The organism is Acidipila sp. EB88, from assembly GCF_003858395.1.
In the GTDB taxonomy this organism is placed as follows: Bacteria; Acidobacteriota; Terriglobia; order Terriglobales; family Acidobacteriaceae; genus EB88.
Window position 1 is genome coordinate 300,772 of record NZ_QWEV01000005.1, and the last position, 18,306, is coordinate 319,077.

Annotated in this window: 16 protein-coding genes; 13 read left to right on the top strand and 3 right to left on the bottom strand. The window is 62.3% G+C overall.

The annotated features are described in order from the left end of the window. Positions 1 to 28: 28 nt before the first annotated feature. The 3 genes from D1Y84_RS02210 to D1Y84_RS02220 are packed head-to-tail and all read right to left on the bottom strand — an operon-like array spanning position 29 to position 8,474. Complete coding sequence (locus tag D1Y84_RS02210) at positions 29 to 4,342, bottom strand: translocation/assembly module TamB domain-containing protein (RefSeq protein WP_124847057.1); 4,314 nt, start codon at positions 4,340 to 4,342, stop codon at positions 29 to 31. After that, a complete protein-coding gene (locus D1Y84_RS02215; protein WP_124847058.1) occupies positions 4,339 to 5,184 on the bottom strand; it encodes a peptidylprolyl isomerase in 846 nt (281 codons plus the stop codon). The genes D1Y84_RS02210 and D1Y84_RS02215 overlap by 4 nt, the downstream gene beginning before the upstream one ends. Continuing rightward, positions 5,184 to 8,474, bottom strand: a complete 3,291-nt coding sequence (locus D1Y84_RS02220) for a POTRA domain-containing protein (protein WP_124847059.1) — start codon at positions 8,472 to 8,474, stop codon at positions 5,184 to 5,186. Before D1Y84_RS02220 ends, D1Y84_RS02215 begins: the two co-directional genes overlap by 1 nt. A gap of 288 nt (positions 8,475 to 8,762) precedes the next feature. Between D1Y84_RS02220 and D1Y84_RS02225 the strand changes: the two genes are divergently transcribed. The 13 genes from D1Y84_RS02225 (at position 8,763) to D1Y84_RS02285 (ending at position 18,261) form a co-directional block, all read left to right on the top strand. Next, a complete protein-coding gene (locus D1Y84_RS02225; RefSeq protein WP_124847060.1) occupies positions 8,763 to 9,842 on the top strand; it encodes a ThiF family adenylyltransferase in 1,080 nt (359 codons plus the stop codon). 274 nt (positions 9,843 to 10,116) lie between these two features. Next, complete coding sequence (locus D1Y84_RS02230) at positions 10,117 to 10,710, top strand: RNA polymerase sigma factor (protein ID WP_124847061.1); 594 nt, start codon at positions 10,117 to 10,119, stop codon at positions 10,708 to 10,710. Beyond that, positions 10,703 to 10,966, top strand: coding sequence for a hypothetical protein (locus D1Y84_RS02235; RefSeq protein WP_124847062.1), 264 nt, complete (start codon positions 10,703 to 10,705; stop codon positions 10,964 to 10,966). The genes D1Y84_RS02230 and D1Y84_RS02235 overlap by 8 nt, the downstream gene beginning before the upstream one ends. Positions 10,967 to 11,105: 139 nt before the next feature. Next, positions 11,106 to 11,648 carry a shikimate kinase gene (locus D1Y84_RS02240; protein WP_158615270.1) on the top strand — a complete coding sequence of 181 codons (543 nt, stop codon included), beginning with the start codon at positions 11,106 to 11,108 and terminating at the stop codon, positions 11,646 to 11,648. Between the two features lie 268 nt (positions 11,649 to 11,916). Then, a complete protein-coding gene (gene cyoE / locus D1Y84_RS02245) occupies positions 11,917 to 12,855 on the top strand; it encodes a heme o synthase (protein WP_233581002.1) in 939 nt (312 codons plus the stop codon). Positions 12,856 to 12,899: 44 nt separating this feature from the next. Next, a complete protein-coding gene (locus D1Y84_RS02250; RefSeq protein WP_124847065.1) occupies positions 12,900 to 13,982 on the top strand; it encodes an ABC transporter ATP-binding protein in 1,083 nt (360 codons plus the stop codon). A 109-nt stretch (positions 13,983 to 14,091) separates the two neighbouring features. Further along, on the top strand, positions 14,092 to 14,943 hold the full coding sequence (locus D1Y84_RS02255; protein WP_124847066.1) for an ABC transporter permease: 852 nt from the start codon (positions 14,092 to 14,094) through the stop codon (positions 14,941 to 14,943). 64 nt (positions 14,944 to 15,007) lie between these two features. Further along, positions 15,008 to 15,583 carry a DUF420 domain-containing protein gene (locus tag D1Y84_RS02260; RefSeq protein ID WP_124847067.1) on the top strand — a complete coding sequence of 192 codons (576 nt, stop codon included), beginning with the start codon at positions 15,008 to 15,010 and terminating at the stop codon, positions 15,581 to 15,583. Between the two features lie 5 nt (positions 15,584 to 15,588). After that, a complete protein-coding gene (locus D1Y84_RS18075) occupies positions 15,589 to 15,951 on the top strand; it encodes a hypothetical protein (protein WP_199726341.1) in 363 nt (120 codons plus the stop codon). 94 nt (positions 15,952 to 16,045) lie between these two features. After that, the gene (locus D1Y84_RS02270) at positions 16,046 to 16,528 is read left to right on the top strand and encodes a single-stranded DNA-binding protein (protein ID WP_124847068.1); all 483 of its coding nucleotides are present in this window, start codon (positions 16,046 to 16,048) and stop codon (positions 16,526 to 16,528) included. Positions 16,529 to 16,752: 224 nt separating this feature from the next. Beyond that, on the top strand, positions 16,753 to 16,947 hold the full coding sequence (locus D1Y84_RS02275; RefSeq protein ID WP_124847069.1) for a DUF1059 domain-containing protein: 195 nt from the start codon (positions 16,753 to 16,755) through the stop codon (positions 16,945 to 16,947). Positions 16,948 to 17,092: 145 nt separating this feature from the next. Next, positions 17,093 to 17,410, top strand: a complete 318-nt coding sequence (gene cyaY / locus D1Y84_RS02280; protein ID WP_124847070.1) for an iron donor protein CyaY — start codon at positions 17,093 to 17,095, stop codon at positions 17,408 to 17,410. 14 nt (positions 17,411 to 17,424) lie between these two features. Beyond that, positions 17,425 to 18,261: a glycosyltransferase family 2 protein gene (locus D1Y84_RS02285; protein WP_124847071.1), complete on the top strand. Its 837-nt coding sequence runs from the start codon at positions 17,425 to 17,427 to the stop codon at positions 18,259 to 18,261. Positions 18,262 to 18,306 lie beyond the last annotated feature (45 nt).

Below are 18,306 nucleotides of genomic sequence, written 5' to 3' on the forward strand. Positions count from 1 at the left end.
AACGGCTCAATGGCCATTGCAGAGCCAACTAACGATACCGCTGATGCAGCTTCAGTTGCATGCTGAAAACCCCGGCCTCGTCACGCACCGCCACGATTGCAACATTGGGCGTCAGGTTGTACTGGCCCTGGATCAGCTGCTGCGCAGTGGAGTTGACGTTGGTCGCGTACATGACCGTGCCGTTCTTGGAGACCTGTTGCTGCACGGTAATGCGCGCCGTGGAGTTGCCAGTCCCGCTGATAAATGTCGGATCGATCTTGACGCTGCCCCCGCCAAACAGCTTGTTGATGCGGCTGGACAGCGTTGCATTCAGCGCTCCTCCCAGCAGTGAGTCCGCCGTTGAGTTCACGCCGGCTGCCGACTGTTGCTGCGAGTAGATCTGCTGCTCCTCCTGCGTGCGCCCCAGCGCCAGCAGCGAGAAGATGTCCTGCTCGGAAAGCGGCGGCTCCGACCGGAACGTCGGGGTCAGCTTGCTGGCCGTGCCATGCAGCCCGATGATTACGTCGTAATCCTCGACATGCGCACTTGCCTCGAGATCGATCGTTGGCTCGATCCGTACCGGGTTGGTGAAGTAGATGTCCCCGTGCTGCAACACGTAGTGCGTGCCGGCGAACGTGGCATCGCCTTCCGTGATCGACACATGCCCGAGCACCGAGGGCTCGGCAGCCGTGCCGCGCACGAACAGGTCCACATCGCCTGCCAGCTTGGCGTAGGTGTTGTTGATGTCGAGCTGCGGGGACGAGGTGACGTGTACGTCCAGCCGGATGTGGTTGCCGAAAGCCGTGGGATCGGGCGGCGGCGAGATGCCGTTGGATGAGAACGCCGAGGCATCCAGACCCGGGCTGATGGAGAAGCGCGTGATCAGCACGCCGCCACTCACCAGGATGTTCTGCTGCGTACCCTGCACCCGGATCTTGCTGTTGAACACCGTGCTGATGCCGGACGGGTAGCGCACCCGCACCTGGTTTGCGAGTATGGACAGGTCAGCGTAGACGCCCTGCTGATAGCTGATGAAGCCGCCAAGGGTCACATCACCGCCGCCGCTGGTGCCCTTCAGGTTGCTGACCGAGAGCCGCCCCTGATCGAAGACCAGCGAGCCGTTCAGATGGTTCAGGCCATTCGGAAAGTCGCCGTAGGCCAGGTTGGCATCGTGGAAGTCGACCGAGCCTTCCAGGTCAGGGTGCTCGATTGTGCGCGTTGCCGTGAAATGAAAGGTGACATTCCCGGTCGTGTTCAGGTCCTTGTCAAAGGTCTTCGCGACGGAGAGGTTCAGCGAACCGTTTGCCTGTGCATCCAGCAACCGGTCCGTGCCGAACAGTGCCGCCCGACCTTCCGCATGCAGGTCCGTGCCCGGCCCGGTGATACGTACCGGTTGCAGTTGCGCGATGCCTTCGCGCAGCGACAGGCGCAACCCGCCGTCCGTCGCCACCGTCACGCCCTGCGCCGTTACCGAGATCTTTGAGAGCTCGGCATCGCCGTTCAGCTGCTTCGGCTTGGCCAGTGGACCACTGATCGTCACGTCGCCCGCGATGATCGAGCTGCCCTTCACTCCCTGCACATTAAACAACTGCAGGAACGGGTTGATATCGAGGTTAGCCAGGGTTAGCTTCGCCTGCGTGGTGTAGTCGCCGCTCAGACTGGTCTGCGCATGCAGCTTGGCCTCGGCCCCGCTCAGCCGCGCGTCGAGATCGGCGATCAGGTCTCCGGCCGCGGTGTGTGCGGTCAGGTCGATCTCGCCGGTTGAAGCAGGCCCACCCGCAGGGCTCGCGACCGCGAGGTTGGTCAGGTGAAGAGCCGCCTGCACGGTCGGCGCTTCCACGGTGCCCTCGCCCTGCGCATTGAAGGCGAGGTTCCCATGCACCAGCAGGGGCGACTTCTTGAGTGCCTGAAAATTGTCCAGGTTGAGCCCGCTGGCCTGGGTCTGGAAGTGGAAGCGCTTGCTGGTGAGGTTGTAGCCTCCATTGCCGGCAATCTGGCCGCCGCCGACCAGGAAGGTGAACTGCGAAGCGCCCACGTCCTGGCCTGCGAACGACAGGTCGGCCGTGAGGCTCTTGTATGGTTCGCCGTACACCTGGCCGCCATTCACCACCAGGCGGCCGCCGCCACCCAGGTTGCCCAGGGTACCGCCAACATTGACATTCAGGTTCAGCACGCCCGTGACCGGCAGCGTGGACTGACCGGCAAGCGCGAGCAGGTCGGGCACATTCGCATCGTTGATGCTGGCCGTACCCTGGATTGCCGCATCGTTGTCAAACACGTACCCCTTGCGGCGGGTTCGGTGCGCATGCAGTTGGCCGGAGGCATGCACCTGGGTTTTTCCCCGGGTGATCAGTGCGCTCTGCACGGAGATCAATGCCGGCGAGTACTCGGCATCCGCTGTCAGTGAGTCGATGTGGAAAGCAGTGGGCGTGCCGGGCTGGGCGGTCATTGCGGCCGGCACAGGCACCGTCTTCCCATCCGGACCGGTCGGCTGCGTTGCGTTTGCAACCGCGGCTGGCGCGGTTGTTGCTGCGGGCGTGTTCGCGAGCAGCAGGTCGAAGTTGTACACCGCCAGGTGGCCGGTCACATCCGGCGCGGCGAGGTTGCCGGTCACCAGGCCATGGAACGAGGCCTGTCCGTGCAGCGCCACCGGCAGGGCCGAGGCTCCCTGTTTTCCGCCCACACCCAGCGCGGCAAAGGCCTTGTTGAACTCGGCAAGGTTGGTAACGGTGAGCTGTGTCTGCAGCGACGAGCGCGAACCAGCCGCCAGCCCGACGCCGCCCGTCACATTCAGCTGGGTTCCCGGCGTGTGCGCATCCAGCTGGTGCACCAGCAGGCTGTTGCTGCGTCCGGCATAGGTGACGTCGATGATCCCGTTGACCGGTACGTCACCGCTGGGCAACGCGGCCGGCGCACTCAGCGCGATGCGCGCATCGGCAGCCAGGTCCGACGCGTTGCCCGTCCAGTTGAGCTTCAGCGTGCCGTTCGCCGTAGTAAAGAAGCCCAGGTGCTGATACTTCGGCGGCGCCACGATCGAGAGGATGGACGGCAGCGTGAACCCTTGGAGCTTCGCGTTGACCGCGCCCTGCGATACCTGCGCCTTGGCCGGTGCGTTGCTGGTTGCATTCGCAACCGCGCGATTGACTTCCTGGGCCGCGCGCGTGGTCGCAGCAACCTTGGCGTTGGTGGTCACGACCGGCGCTGACGAAGGGGGTGTGGACGGGGCGAGCCAGTGCTCGATGTGCGCATCGGCCAGCACTGTGCCGCCGCTATGCAGGTGCGCACGCAGGTCCGTCGCCGCGAGCAGGTCCTGGTCGACATGAATCTTGGTCGTCGCATCCAGCCCGCTCAGGTTCACGCCCGAGCCACGATAGGTCGCCCCGGCGATGGCCGCGGTTCCATCGAGTGAAAACAGAGCCTTGGTGCCTTTGCCTGCGACATCAAGGCGGATCACGCCACGATCGAGCCCTGGCACAGCAGCCAGTGCCTCTGCCTCGCGGAGGTCCACCGTGCCCTTGGCGGAAGCCTGCCAGTGCGGGTCTGCGAAGTTGCTCACGCTGGCATGCGCGGCCAGCGTGGACGCGCCCGCGGTGAACTGCAGGTCAGATACGTCAAGATTGTTGCGACCCATCACCGCCGCCACAGACAGCTTGGAGTGGATAGGAGCGGCGATTGCCCGCCTCGCCGTCAGGTCGGCGATCGAGAGCGAAGCCTTGTACTGGTCGGTGGTGGGCAGATAGTTGATGCCCACTTCCAGGTCGTTCGCAGCGAGCGCGAACGGGATCGCCTGCTGATTGATCAGCGCGGTGCCATCGTTGATCTCGGCGCGGTCGGCGGCGAGGTCGAAGACCTGGTTGATGGTGGAGTTCAGGTCTGTCGGCGTGCTGCTCTTCTTCTTCGGCACCGGCTGGTTCGTCGAGCCGTCCTTGTAGACGATCAGGTGCGCCACCGGCTTGTCGATGCCGAGATAGTTCAACCCGACCTTGGCCCGGAAGAACGAGATGATCTTGACCTGAACGCGGAGACGGTCCAGGTGCGCATACGGCACTTCGCCCGGGGCCTCGAGGCCATGGATCGTCAGGTTGTCCGCTTCAAACTCGAGGTGCAGCAGACGCCAGCGGAATGCCCCCAGTTCCACCTTGCCTCCGGTGGAGTCTTCAAGCACCTTGATCAGCTCGGTGCGCACCTTGTTGGCGAACTGGGGCGTGGATGCGTACCAGCTTAGTGCTGCCACCACCACGGCGACAAATACGATCAGGCCCAGCAGTATCTTCACGAACAGGTGGCGGTGTCGCGGCCCTTCGTCGTCGGGCAATCCCCGACCCGTGCGGCGGCCAAACAAGGAACTGGGGCTGGTGCTCATAGGCCGCCTCCGGCTAAGTCGTCTTCTTCATCGTGTTCACTGCTCTTGCCATAGGCCGGTACCAGGATCTGCACACTGCCCTCTTCGCGCAGCGTGGTTTCCCAGTCGTTTACCTGCTTGGTCACGGCTTCCTGCACCAGCAGCTCTTCAATGCGCGGGCGCAGCGTCTTCAGCGTAGGCGCCTTCTCGTGTTTTGCTTCGAACTGGGGCACCAGTTGCTTTTCGTAATAACTCTGCACATCGGCCGGTGGGACGCGGATGCCTTCGCGGAAGCGAAGGTTGACGTAGTTCAGGATCACCAGACGCTGTCTCCAGCGTTGTTCGACCAGCACGGGCGTCAGGCCCCGCTCTGCCAGGTAGCTCGTCCAGCCTGCTTCGCTCTGGCAACGCGTCGGCAGGCAGCCGGGCAGCTGTTTCTTCAACTCGTTGACCACCTTGTCCGTATCCGCCTGGGTGATCCCCGGATTGTCCTGGTTCTGTTCCTTCATCTGCTGCAGGATCAGCGTGCGCGTAATCAGGTGCTGTGCTGCGCGTACATCGTTGTTCTCATCGGTCGACAGCAACTGCAAAGATTCGAAGCGCCGCTCTTCCTCCACGTCGCTCTGCAGCAGCACATCCCCATTCACGATGGCGATGACACTGTCCAGGACGACGGACGCATTCTCCGGAGCAGGCGCGCCCATCTTTTCCGCGGCGGCTGCCTTGTTCGCCGTCCCGGTTGCAGCGGACTTCTGCTCCGGGGTCACGTGGGTCTGCGCATTGTTCTGCACGGGGGCGACGTTTTGCGCGAGAGCCGGCAGGCCGACCAGCAACGAAAGAAAGAGCGCTATCGTTCTGCGCATCAGAATGCCTGCCCTATGCTGAAAAAGAAGTTGAAGTGACCGGATTTGCCCACCTGCGGCGGTGCGCTTGCATTAGTCAGGTTGTAGTTGTCGATCTGCGGAAAGGTCGTTGGATTGAGGTTGTAGCTCGCATCCACGCGGATCGGCCCAACCGGCGTTCCATACCGGGCTCCCAGGCCCAGCGCATGCGAAAAGTAGTTGTAGTTGCAGAGCCCGACAAGCCCAATGCTGTTGTGCTCGGGGTTCGGCAGTTGCTGATCGGTATCGCTTAGGTCAGCGCAGCCTGCGTGGGACTGGGGCTGATGGAAGCGCAGAAAGCTCGGCCAGATGTCGCTGCCCTTGACGAACACGTTGCCCATGTCGTGAAACACAACAAAGCTCACGCTTGAACCAACGACCGGCAGTGTCGGTGGTGGCAGGCGCAGTTCAAAGCTGTTGACGAACACGGCGCCGCCGCCAATGGGGAAGCCGGTGATGGAGTCGCGCGGACCCGCTGCATTGATCCCGAACCCGCGGTGAGACTGCGCGCCGCCAGCATACAAACGCTCGGGCAGCGGAATCAGTTCCTGGGCCGGCGATCCAAACGAGCGCTCAAAACCGATGCGGGTGCTGCGGGCAAATACGTACTTATGCACATTGCCGAACGGGTAGTAGGAGGAGTTCGTTCCCTCAAGACGATTGAAGTTCGAAGCCGCGCCGAACTTGCCGTCGGCAAAGAACTCCTGCACCGTGTTGTACGTGCCGCCTGTCGCGTCGAGCGCAGTGGGCCGGCGCGTGTCGCGAATAAACGTGAAACCGGGGCCACCGACAGTCACCGGTTGCGAGAGCAGCGGCACCTCGCTCGGCGCAACCTGCAGCGTATTGGCGTCGAGCGTGATGCGACGGAACTGGTACGAGTAAATCAGCGTGACCGGCTTGCTCACGCGCTCGGTGACACGCACGTTGCCAATCAGGCGGGCCGCAGCATACGTCGTCACATCCTGCTCGTTCGAGTAGCCGCCATCGACCGAAAGCGTGAAGGATCGTTTGCCGAACGGGTGCGGATCGGTAAAGGTCAGCAGCGCGATCTTCTCAAGCGAGCCATATGTGGTTTTCAACGTGAGGCTGTTGTCTGTTCCACGCAGGTTGGTGCGGGAAACGTTCAGCGAAACAAGTTCGCTGATGCCGAAGTTGCCGTTGGGATTGCAGTAGGTGATCCCGCTCGCGAGACGCTGTGCTGCCGTGAGCGAGTTGTTGCAACCAGCCGGAGTGCCGGTTTGTGCCTGAAAGCCGAAACCATACGTGACATCCCAGCGTTTCGCCTCGTTGAACTGCAGCAGCACATTCTTGCGCAGTTCATCCCCATTGGGGTTCTGCACCGCCGTGGTGACGCCGTTGAACAGTGTCAGGTCATACAACTGGCGCTGCGTATCGATCAGCGCACTCTGGTTCAGCAGGTCCCCGTCATGCACCAGGATGTGCGAGTCCACTGTCTTTGGGCGCGTGTAGTGGAGGCCGCTGATAATGACCTTGTTGATGTGTATCTGCTCGCCCTCGGTGATCTCGAGGGTGACATCGATCAGGTTCGGGTCGCGAGGGTCCGGCGCCTGCTTCAGGTTTGCCGCTGCCTGGTCATAGCCGTGACCAAGATAGTAGGTGAGCACGGCGTCACGGTCGCCCGTCAGGTTATTGGAGTTGTACGGCTGGCCGACCTGCGTGTTCAACAGGGGCAGCAGGACCGTGTTTGGCACCTTGATGTTGCCGACCAGCTTGTACGAACCAAACCTCTGCTGCACGCCTTCCGTGATCTCGTACCGCACTGTCATGTGCGCGATTTTGGACGGGCGCCCATGCCGGTCGACCTCGGAGTCCTTCACCACGGGCTTGACCACGACATGCGAGAAGCCGCTGCCCTCGTAGATCGCCGTGATCGTCGTGATGTCAGACGCGACCAGCGCCGCGCTGTAGGTACCGCGGTGATCGAAGATGCTTGCCGGGTGCACGTTCAAACGCGGTTCGATCAGGCTGCTCTGGAAGTAGTGATTGCCCGCAATCGACACCGAATCCACGTCGTGCACCTTGCCCAGGTCCACCGTGTACGTGATCAGCGTCTGCCCGCTCGGCAGGCGCACGTTGGTGTGCGACACCGTGATATCGAAGTAGCCCTTGCGCTGGTACAGATCCCGGATCCGGCGATCGCCCTCGTTGAGCAGGTCCTCGTCGACCGTGCCCTCTTCATAGATGGGCACCAGGTTCCGAATGCTTCCTTTGCTCGCCTTGACCCCGTTGATGAGGACGACGACCTTGTTGCCCTTGTTCACGTTGAAGACGTAGTTCAGGTGGTTGGTGGGCTCATCAAAGGTCTTGCTCTCGAGCGTCACCTTGGACTCAAGCAGCTGCTGCTTCTGGTAGTGCGAGCGCAGCTTGGCTAGCGCCGTGTTGACCGTATCTCGCGAGACGCGCACGCTGGGTTTCAGCTTGGATGCTTTTTGAAACTGCTTCTGTGTCAGGCCTGCGTCGCCATGCACCAGGGTGGTCCCGACCCTTGCCCTGGTACCTGTGGTCACGACGAAGCTGATGTTGATTTGCTGATTCACAGGGTCGGTCGACTGCCCTTCGATGACCTGGCCCTGGTAGTACCCACTGTCGACCAGCAGCTTCTCGATCAGGGTCTTGCCGCGGTCAAGCTTGGCCTGCGTGAACGGTGTACCCGGGCTCAGCTTGGTAGCCACCTGCAGGAGGCTCGTGAAGTTCTCGTCACTGACGCCATTCACATTGACACGGCCGATGAACAGTTGCGGCCTGCCATCAAACAGGATGCTTACCTGGTCACCTGTGCGGATCCCGGCAACATCAATGGTGCTGTAGAGCCCCGTGGCATACAGCCGGCGCAGGCTGCTGCGCAGTTTTGCCGGGTCCAGCGGCTGGCCAGGCTGCAGGGCAAGCTCCTGCTGCAGCGGCGCCAGACGATCAGCGTCCACCCCCCGGAACTGGATGCTGCTTACAGTCAGGCCGCGCCATGCCTGCAGGCTGGCCGCACTGTTGCCCACCTGGCCGATGGGCGGCTGTGCACTCAGGGGATGGCTCTCGTCGTAAGAGGGAAGCTTCGCAGCGTTGGGCAACGTTTGCCCTGCGGGAGGTGTGTTGCCGGCGGGCTGCTGCGCCGTGGGTTGCGCGGTCGAGGTGATGCCTTGCGACCAGGCCACCGGCGAGGCTGTGGCCAGGAGCAACAGCACCCCAGCCGCAGGGTTGCGAAACAAGCGAATGGAAATGGGGGGATTGAGCGGTAGCCCGCTTCTCGATCGCTGCATGGTCTCGTGTCGCTTCTAGGATGCAGCTTCACGGGAAAGCGTTGAGCTGCATCAATCAGTTGTTTAGCCGGTTCAAGTCATGCAGCCCACTGAAGGGCCAGCCGAGTGTGCAGTGCGATCTTTGCCAGGTGCCTGCGCCTGAGCGTTCTGTCGACGCATGGGCTCCCCTGCGCCGTGACCGTCCTATACTAACGACAAGGACCTGTCCAAGTGCACCTTCCATCCAGCAAAAGCGATGCGGTCAACAGTACTGTCGAGCGCGCTCACCCTGCTGAGGATGCAGGTACGATGCAGGCCGGGGAACCGGCGGCGAGCCACTCCGCAGGCCGTGCGGACGATCGATCCGCCCAGTTTACCGACCGTTACTCCCGGCAGATCCTGTTTTCTCCCGTAGGGGTATCCGGACAGGCACGGCTTGCACAAGCGCACGTCGCCATTGTTGGAGTGGGTGCCACAGGCGCCGCGGTCGCAGGCTTGCTGGCGCGCGCAGGCGTAGGCCGGCTTACCTTGATCGACCGAGACTTCGTGGAACCGAGCAACCTGCAGCGGCAGGTGCTGTTTGACGAGGCAGACGCCCTCGCGGCACTGCCCAAGGCCGAGGCTGCGCGCCGCCAGATCCATCGCTTCAACAGCGAGATCCGGGTGGATGCCCATGTCACCGACCTCGTGCCGGAGAACATCCATGCGCTTCTGCATGCCTGCTCCCTGGTGCTGGATGCAACCGACAACTTCGAAACCCGCTACTTGCTGAACGACTATTCCGTGGAGCAGAACAAGCCCTGGATCTACGCCGGTGCGGTCGGTGCGTATGCCGTCTCCATGAACATCCTGCCGGGGAAGACCGCCTGCCTGGCCTGCCTATTCCCCAAGCCGCCCTCGGGACCGGTGGAGACCTGCGACACCGCCGGGATCCTCGGAATGGCCGTCAACCTTGCTGCATCGCTTGAGGCGATGGAGGCATTGAAGTTTCTCACCGGCGCAGAGCATGCGATGCGACGCACGCTGCTCTCGCACGACCTCTGGACCAACGAGCGTTCAGAACTGCGAGCCGCCGCCACCCCACGTGCGGACTGCAGGGTGTGCGGGCCGACCCGCGAGTTCACCCACCTGCGTGGAGAAGCCCGGCCGCACATTACGCTTTGCGGCCGCAACTCGGTACAGATACATGAGCATCGCCGCTCGATCACGTTTGCGGACCTGGCCCGCACGCTGGAGCCGCATGGCAGCGTGCGATTCAACGAGCTATTGCTTCGCTTCACACGTCCTCCCTTCACACTCACGGTTTTTCCGGACGGACGTACCCTGGTGCAGGGCACCACGGATGTGGCACAGGCGCGGTCGCTTTATGCGCGCTTCCTGGGGGCATGAGCCATGTGCGCCTGCGGCAACGACGAAAACGCTGCCATCCAGCACCAGGGTGGCGACCCAGCACGCCAGGGCAACCTCCGGCACGAAGGGTGCCTCTAATCATCGATTACGCTTAAACTATGAGCGAATAACGGTGCCGCTGCCGGCGTAGTCCCGGTGCGCCAACGATGCTTCACTTTCCCGGATCAACAGAGAGAACACGCAGCAAACAGCGGATCGGAGTGCCGTGAGCACAGCAGGACCCACGCAACAAGCAAAGAATCCAGTGCAGCATATGCGCCGCAATCCACCGATTGCCGGCGAAGCAGAAGCAATCGCGGCAGCGCAGGGCGGAGACGGACGGGCATTTGAGACGTTGTACGGGCTGCACAAACGACGGGTGTATTCCCTGTGTCTGCGGATGCTCGGCAACGTGGCCGAGGCTGAAGACCTCACGCAGGAAGCCTTTTTGCAGCTTTATCGTAAGATCGGTACCTTTCGTGGCGACTCTGCATTCTCGACCTGGCTCCACCGGCTTGCGGTGAACGTGGTTCTGATGCACCTTCGAAAGAAGGGTCTCCCTCAGGTGTCGCTTGAAGAAACGCTGGAGCCCTCGAGTGACGATGGTCCACGCAAAGACATCGGCGCACGGGATCTGCAGCTTTCCGGTTCCATCGACCGGGTCACTCTGGAGCGTGCCGTCGAGAACCTGCCCCCGGGCTACAGGCTTGTCTTCGTCCTCCATGACGTTGAAGGGTATGAGCACAACGAGATCGCAGGCATGCTGGACTGCTCAATTGGGAATAGCAAGTCCCAGCTGCACAAGGCTCGCATGAAGTTGCGTGATCTTTTGAAAACCGGCCTGCGAAAGGAAACAGTGAATGAGTAATTCGGGCGCCAGCCATTTGGGCATCTCTGCAGACTGCGCTGCCTTTCAGGAGCGTCTGCCGCAACTCTTTAGCGCGGAAGGTGATTTCAGCAAAGAGCCACACCTCGAGAGCTGCGAAAACTGCGCGGAGCTTGTGCGTGACTTGGAGTACATCGCACAGCAGGCAAAGCTGCTGATGCCGATCCATGACCCCTCGCCTGCTGTGTGGGACAACATCAAGTCAGCGCTCGGCAGCCCTGAGACCAGCCGGAAATAGTGCATTGACTGCAACATCCGGAGCAGCTGGGGCTCCCCGTGGATCACCAGGGTACGATGCAAAACAGAACAGCCTGGGCCTTGACCCGGGCTGTTCGCGCGGTGCCCTGTCCGTTCAGCGCGTTGTGCTGATCGGCTTCATGGGTGCGGGAAAGTCGACGGTGGGCCGGGTATTGGCCTCCATGCTCGGCTGGCAGTTCCAGGATGCCGATGCTGTGCTGAGTGAGCGCTGCGGAACAACAATCGCCGGATTGTTTGAACAGCATGGCGAACCCCACTTCCGAAAACTCGAAGCCGCATTAGTGGCAGACTTGCTGACCACCGAAACGCGAAGTGTTCTTTCGCTCGGTGGCGGCGCAGTGGAGCACGAGGAGACTCGTCGCAAGCTGGCCGAGTCGAGTGGAAGCCTGGTGGTGTACCTGCAAGTTCCTCTCGGCATCGCGGTGGACCGCTGCCGGCTGGAACCCGGCGCCGCCCTCCGTCCCGTGTTGCAGGACACTCCCCTGTTGAACGAACGCTACCAGCGTCGGCTCCCCTTTTATGAGGCGGCGGATCTCGTTTGCCCAACGGCAGGACTGTCTCCGGAGCAGATTGCCGAAACAATCCTGACTGCCCTCGAAGCGAAAGATCGAGGAAACGCCCAAAGCAGAAAGGAAGGCGCGCCGAGTCCGGGCGTGCGTTGACTCTGCCAAACAAGACCCGCAGGTAGCACAAACCACCCAATTTCCCCTGCTACCATAAACGGGTGTCAGTCCTGGTTTCCGCCCAACACATAGCGCCCTGTATCGTTGCTGCTTTGAGCGCTGCGATTGCTTTCGCACGCGCGGCGAAAGCAGCGCGCCGGTGTCCACAGCCCCTGCCGCGCACGCCGCGAGTTGCGCCCCGGTGAACCAGTCCTCCAGAGTGCGCGGGCCATTACCTGGCGAAACACTGACCGCAGGACCCGTGGTGGTGAGCCGAACAGTCGAAACGCCCACGACGGATCACCTGAAGGCGGGCGAAACAGCCTCCCGCATTGCGGACTACGCCGAACTCTTCAAGACGCGCGTCACGGCGATGGTGGTACTCACCGCCTGGGCTGGCTTCTACCTTGGCTCGCTTCGGTCGGGCGTCAGCAGTATGCAGCCCGGCCTGATTGCAGTGCTGCTTGGAATCGGCCTGGTCAGTGCCGGCTCCGCCGCTCTCAACGAGGCGATTGAGCATCGATCCGATGCGCGCATGCGCAGAACAGCACGGCGTCCCATGGCGAGCGGCCGGATTGGGCTGGTACATGGCGTTTCGCTTGCACTGGCAGTGGCTGCCGCAGGCGCTGGCCTGCTGTTGCACCAGGCAAACGCGCTGACGGCGATTCTCACGCTTGCGACCGGCGCCACCTACGTTCTGATCTACACCCCGTTGAAGAGCCGCACGACCCTGGCGACGTTTATCGGGGCGTTTCCTGGCGCAATGCCTCCCCTGCTTGGGTGGATCGCGGCCCGCGGTCGCATCGAGTGGCCCGCTGTTGCCCTGTTCGCGCTGCTCTTCGTATGGCAGTTTCCCCACTTTATGGCCATCGCGTGGTTGTACCGCGAAGACTACGGCCGCGCCGGCATCAAGATGCTGCCGGTAGTGCAGCCGGATGGCGCGTCCACGGTAGCCGAGGCGCTTACCTACGCCGTGCTCATGGTGCCGGTCAGCCTCCTGCCGGTGTTCCTGCATATCGCGGGCTGGTATTACGGCGGAGCCGCCCTGCTGCTTTCGTTGGTCTACCTTGCCTATACCGTGCGCTTTGGACGCATCACCTCGGCACCATCGGCAGCGGAAAGCAAGATGTATGCCCGCGACCTGCTTAAGGTGAGCGTCATCTACCTGCCGGTCCTGCTCATCCTGCTCATGCTGAACGCGCGCTAGTCACGCCACCTCTCGGGCGCCACCCGAGAAAGGAGTTGCCATCTATGTCCACCCTGTCCACCCCTTCGAGCACCCTGCTTCCCACGCCCGGTGACGACAGCCTGTCGCGAGCTTCCGGCCAGACTCCATCCCCCATTGAATTGAAGGGTCTGAGCCATAGCTACGGCACCCGGAAGGCGCTTGACGATCTCAGCTTCAGCGTGCAGCCGGGTGAAATTTTCGGGCTGCTTGGCCCGAATGGAAGCGGCAAGACCACACTATTCCGGATCCTTTCGACCCTGATGATCCCCACGGGCGGCGCCGCACGCATCGCAGGCTTCGACGTGGCGACGCAGGCTTCGGCCGTGCGCCTGCAGACTGGCATTGTGTTCCAGGCGCGATCCATCGATCTGAAGCTCACAGTACGCGAAAACCTGATGCACCAGGGCCACCTCTACGGCATGAGCGGACAGGTGCTGCGCCGGCGCATTGATGAGGTGCTGGGGCGGGTGCTGCTGCTTGATCGCGCCGGTGATTTTGTTGAGACACTTTCCGGCGGCATGCAGCGTCGCGTTGAACTCGCCAAGGGCCTGATCCACGCACCGGCGGTTCTGCTGCTCGATGAGCCGTCCACGGGGCTGGACCCCGGGGCACGGCGCGATCTATGGCAGTACCTCCGCACGCTTCGCGACGAGGATGGCGTGACGGTGCTGGTCACCACGCACCTGATGGAGGAGGCCGAGCATTGTGATCGCCTGGCCATCCTGAGCGCGGGCAGGCTTGTGGCACTGGGCGCGCCGCTTGCCCTGCGTGAACAGATCGGCGGCGACATTGTCACATTCGATACTCGCGGCCCCGCGGAAGCGCAGGCGCTGGCGCTGCGACTGGCGGCATACACCGAGAGCGAACCCCGCGTGCTGGGTGCGAGTGTCCGAGTCGAACACAGCGAAGGCCACCGCTTTGTGACCGCAATGGTAGAGGCCTTTCCTGGGCAGATCGAAGGCATTCGCGTGCAGAAACCGTCGCTCGAGGATGTGTTTATCGAGAGCACGGGGCACCGCTTCTGGCAGGAACAGGGACCGGAGGCTGAACCTGACGCGCACACCCGCGAGACGGAATCCCACGAAGGCTTTCGCGAACCGCTCTAGGCGCTAATCACCTGTTGACAGGGGCGCGAGTTCGGCGCAGCCACCATACATGACATGGTGGTGCGGCATGTACGGACCAGGCAGCAGCGCAACCAAAAGGACAAGGCACATGGCCACCACACTTCCCGAGATCGGCACCACCCGCGCTACCGGACGAGCAGCCACAACGGTGCAGCGCCCCTCCACCGCGCTTGCCGCTTATTCACTCTGGCGTCGCGAGATTGTTCGCTTCTACCGCCAGAAAGCCCGCGTTGTGGGCGTAATCGCGTCTCCATTGCTGTTCTGGCTGGTGCTCGGGTCAGGCTTCGCCAACTCGTTCCACACCGCCGGCTCCGGCAGCAGCAACGGCCACTACCTGGGCTACTTCTTCCCCGGCTCGATCGTGATGATCGTGTTGTTCACTTCGATCTTTTCGATGATGTCGCTGATCCAGGATCGCAACGAAGGCTTCCTGCTGTCGGTACTGGCTGCCCCCGTTTCACGCTCCGCGATTGTGCTGGGCAAGGTGCTCGGCGGAGCCACTCTGGCCGCCATCCAGGGGATCATCTTCCTGGTGTTCGCGCCTCTCGTAGGCGTGCATGCCGGTGTCGGCGCCATCCTGCTCGGCATGCTGGTGATCGCCATGCTCGCCTTTGAGCTCACGGCTTTGGGCTTTACCATCGCGTGGCCCATGGACTCATCCCAGGCCTTCCACGCGATTGTCAACCTGCTGCTCTTGCCGTTGTGGATGCTTTCGGGTTCGCTCTTTCCTGCGAGCGGGGCTTCCCCGTGGATGCACGCACTGATGCGTGCCAATCCGCTTGCGTATGGCGTGGATGCGCTTCGGAACCTGCTCTTCCCTGCCCAGCCGACGGACGAGCCCCTAGCCGTAAATCTGCTGGTCACGGGTGGATTCTGCGTTCTATGCTTCGCGGCAGCCTGGTTGGTCGTGAACCGTCGCACCCATAAGCCCGCCGCCTGATCGGCAATATGCCGTCAGCTGTCCGGCTGTAACACTGTCGTCTGAGAGGAGCGCCGCGCCCACCATGCCATCCACCGCCGCACCTGTACCAGCATCGCTCGATAACCGGCCCGCAACCTTTGGCGTGCTCGGCATCCTTGCGGTCAGTGCCCTCGCCACCGCATTCCTGCTCTGGCTGCTGTACGTGCATCATGCGCCTGCGGAGTTCCATGGACGGCTGCTGTTTCTGCCTGCATTGAACGCCGTGCTTAACGGCCTGAGTGCGATCGCCCTGTGCACCGGCTTTGTCTTCATTCGGCAAAAAGCGATCAGCAGGCACAGGGCCGCCATGATGACAGCGTTTGTATTCTCGTCCATCTTCCTGGTGAGCTATATCACCAATCACGCCATCCATGGCGACACGCTGTACCCGCACAACAATCCGCTTCGTACCGCGTACCTCGCGCTGCTGGCGAGCCATGTGCTGCTGTCGATCCTTGCGCTTCCCATGGTACTCATCACGTTCTTCCTGTCCCTTTCCGGCCGGTTTGCACAGCATCGCCGGCTCGCGCGCTGGACCTTCCCCCTGTGGCTGTACGTTTCGGTTACCGGCGTCGTGGTGTACCTGATGCTGCACGCGGCTGTGGGAGCCAGCTACTAGCGCCCATGGCCCCGCACATCATTCCATTTCCGGCACCGCGTGCCGACCGCGCAGCCGAGGATCTGCCGGCCCGCGCGCGCCACACCGAGCACCTGGCGTTAAACGCGGAAGATGGAACCCTCCCGCTGCTGCGCTCGGGCTTCAGCGTGGCCGGGGCCTCAGCTGTGGCGCTGTGCCTCGCGCTGTTTGTGTTTGGCGGCGTGGGTCCGCAGGGGGCACGCACCAGCCTCGGCTGGCTGTCGCTCATGGTGGCATTGATGTGCATGCCGTTCGGCTTGCTGATGCTGTTTCTCGGCGGCGCCAAGTGGTTGCGCAATCAACGCTTAAGCCGGCTCGGGCCGCGTCTCTGCCGGCGCGGCGAGCGGTAATCGGGACTGGTTTTGCTTCGCACGGCTGCCCGGGCCGGTCCGGGCGGGGCTGCTATGCTTTCTTCATAGCTCAGCACACGCGAAAGGTACCGCCATGGCGAAAACAGTAAACAAGGTGATCCTGCTCGGCAACCTCGGCAAGGATCCAGAGGTGAAGTTTCTTCCGAGCGGCCAGGCTGTCGCCAACTTCGGCATCGCCACCACAGATCGCATCAAGGACAAGGCCAGCGACGCATGGACCGACCGTACCGAGTGGCACAATGTCACCGCGTATGGCCGCACCGCTGAGATCGTTCGCGACTATGTCAAGAAGGGCAACAAGCTCTACATCGAAGGCCGCCTGACCACGCGCTCCTGGGACGATAAGGAGACCGGCAAGAAGGTGTACCGGACCGAAATCGTAGTAAACGAGCTGGTGCTTCTCTCAGGCCGCGGTGAAGGGGATGCCCCCGGGGCTGCATCGACAGGCTACGGCCGCAACGCGCAGAGCAACACGGCCAGCTTTGATCAGCGCTCTTCGGCTCCGCAGGATGACTACGCCCACGCGGAGATTACAGACGACGATATTCCCTTTTAAGCCGTCAAGCGACAAGCTGTGCTTTACGTCCGAAAGCCTCCTTCTCAGCGGGAGGCTTTCTTGTTTCCAGCTGCGCTGCCAACTTCCGGCGGCTGGGCACCCTGCTGCCCCGCCGTTGGTCCTGTGAAAGATCGGGAAGTTTTCCCGCGTCGAGGCCGCTTCAGCGCGAAGCGCCCCATCCAAAGGAGTTGAAATTAGTAGTGGCGTCTCAAAGGAGAGTTGGAATGGAAGCGACCGGATCCACAAAGCAGTTCCGCTGTGCCAATGTTGGCTACTCAGAGTGCGAGTGGCACCTGGAAGGAAATTCCGAAGCCGAGATGCTCCCGCAGATCGAGGACCATGCGCTGAAGGTCCACCATCTCGAACTCAAGGACCAGGCCGTGGAGCACATCCGCAACGCCATCCGGGACGTAGCGTAGCCAGAAGGGGCCATCCAGCTCGAGGCGCGCTGAAAGGTAAAGAGCTGGTCTCTTTCCCCCGTGCGTCTTTAAAGCAGCGGTGACCAGACCGGTCATCGCTGCTTTGGCGTTTGGCCCTGACTTGGGTGATTGCTACACTGGAACCATGTTGGATGAAGCGCAGTTCCGTACCGAGTCTGATCGCGCCATCGAGGCGTTGAAGCAGGCCCTGATCCTGCTCGAAGCAGAGGGTGGCTTTGAGGTTGAGGAAAACAACGGCGCGCTGAACATCCTGTTTGAAGAACCACCGGGCAAATTCGTGTTGACACCTAATACCCCGGTCCGCCAGATCTGGATCTCGGCTCTTTCGACCTCGTTCAAGCTGGAGTGGGACGCAGCCACCGCGCAGTTCATCCTGCCGAAGACGGGCGAGTCGCTGCAGCCTCTTACGGGCCGGCTCATCCAGCAGTTCCTGGCCTCTTAGTCGAGACACACGGATTGACTCCGCTGCCTGATGCCGCAACGCCGCCTCGTGAAACGATCTCCATTGCGATCGTGGCTAAAGATGAAGAGACCAACCTTCGGCGCGTGTTGCCGACAGTAGCCTCGTGGGCAGACGAGATCGTTCTCATCGACTCCGGTTCAACTGATGGCACGATCGCGCTGGCCCAGAGCTTTGGAGCGCGCGTGCTGCATGTGCCGTGGCCGGGCTATGGCGTACAGGTAAACAACGCCCTGCGTGCTGCAACCAGCCAGTGGGTGTTTTCTCTCGACGCGGATGAGTTGTTCACGCCGGAGCTCGCAACCGAGGTGCAGGCACTGCTCGCCCGGGCGGCGCGCGGCGAGGCTCCGCTTGACGCGTACTGGGTGCCACGCTGCAACTACTTCCTGGGGCGCGCCATGCGCCACGGCGGCTTCTATCCGGACCGCAAGCTGCGCCTGTTTCGCCGGGGCTCCGCATGGGCGCGCGAAGATACCGAACCGCATGCCACGCCCAAGTACGATGGGCCCGCCGGCTCGCTCACAAGCGACCTTTTGCACGATGCCTACCCGACGCTTGCGTTGTATCTCGAGCACATGAACCGGTACAGTTCGGCCAGTGTGCCGCTGGTACTCGGGCGTGGCAAGCAGTCGCGCTCGCTCGTGGCCTTCATGTGGAACGTCGTGCTCAACCCGGTCGCTACTTTTCTGTACAACTACGGCCTGCGCGGTGGCTTTCTGGATGGACGGGAAGGTTTGCTGCTGCACGGCTACCACTCCTGCTACGTGAGCTGGAAGTTTGCGAAGGCATGGGAGCAGGATCGTGCCGGGCGCGCACGTAGCTCCGCAGGCTGATCGACGCCGCTTGCTGTGCCGTTCTTCTGGTCGATATCCGGGAGC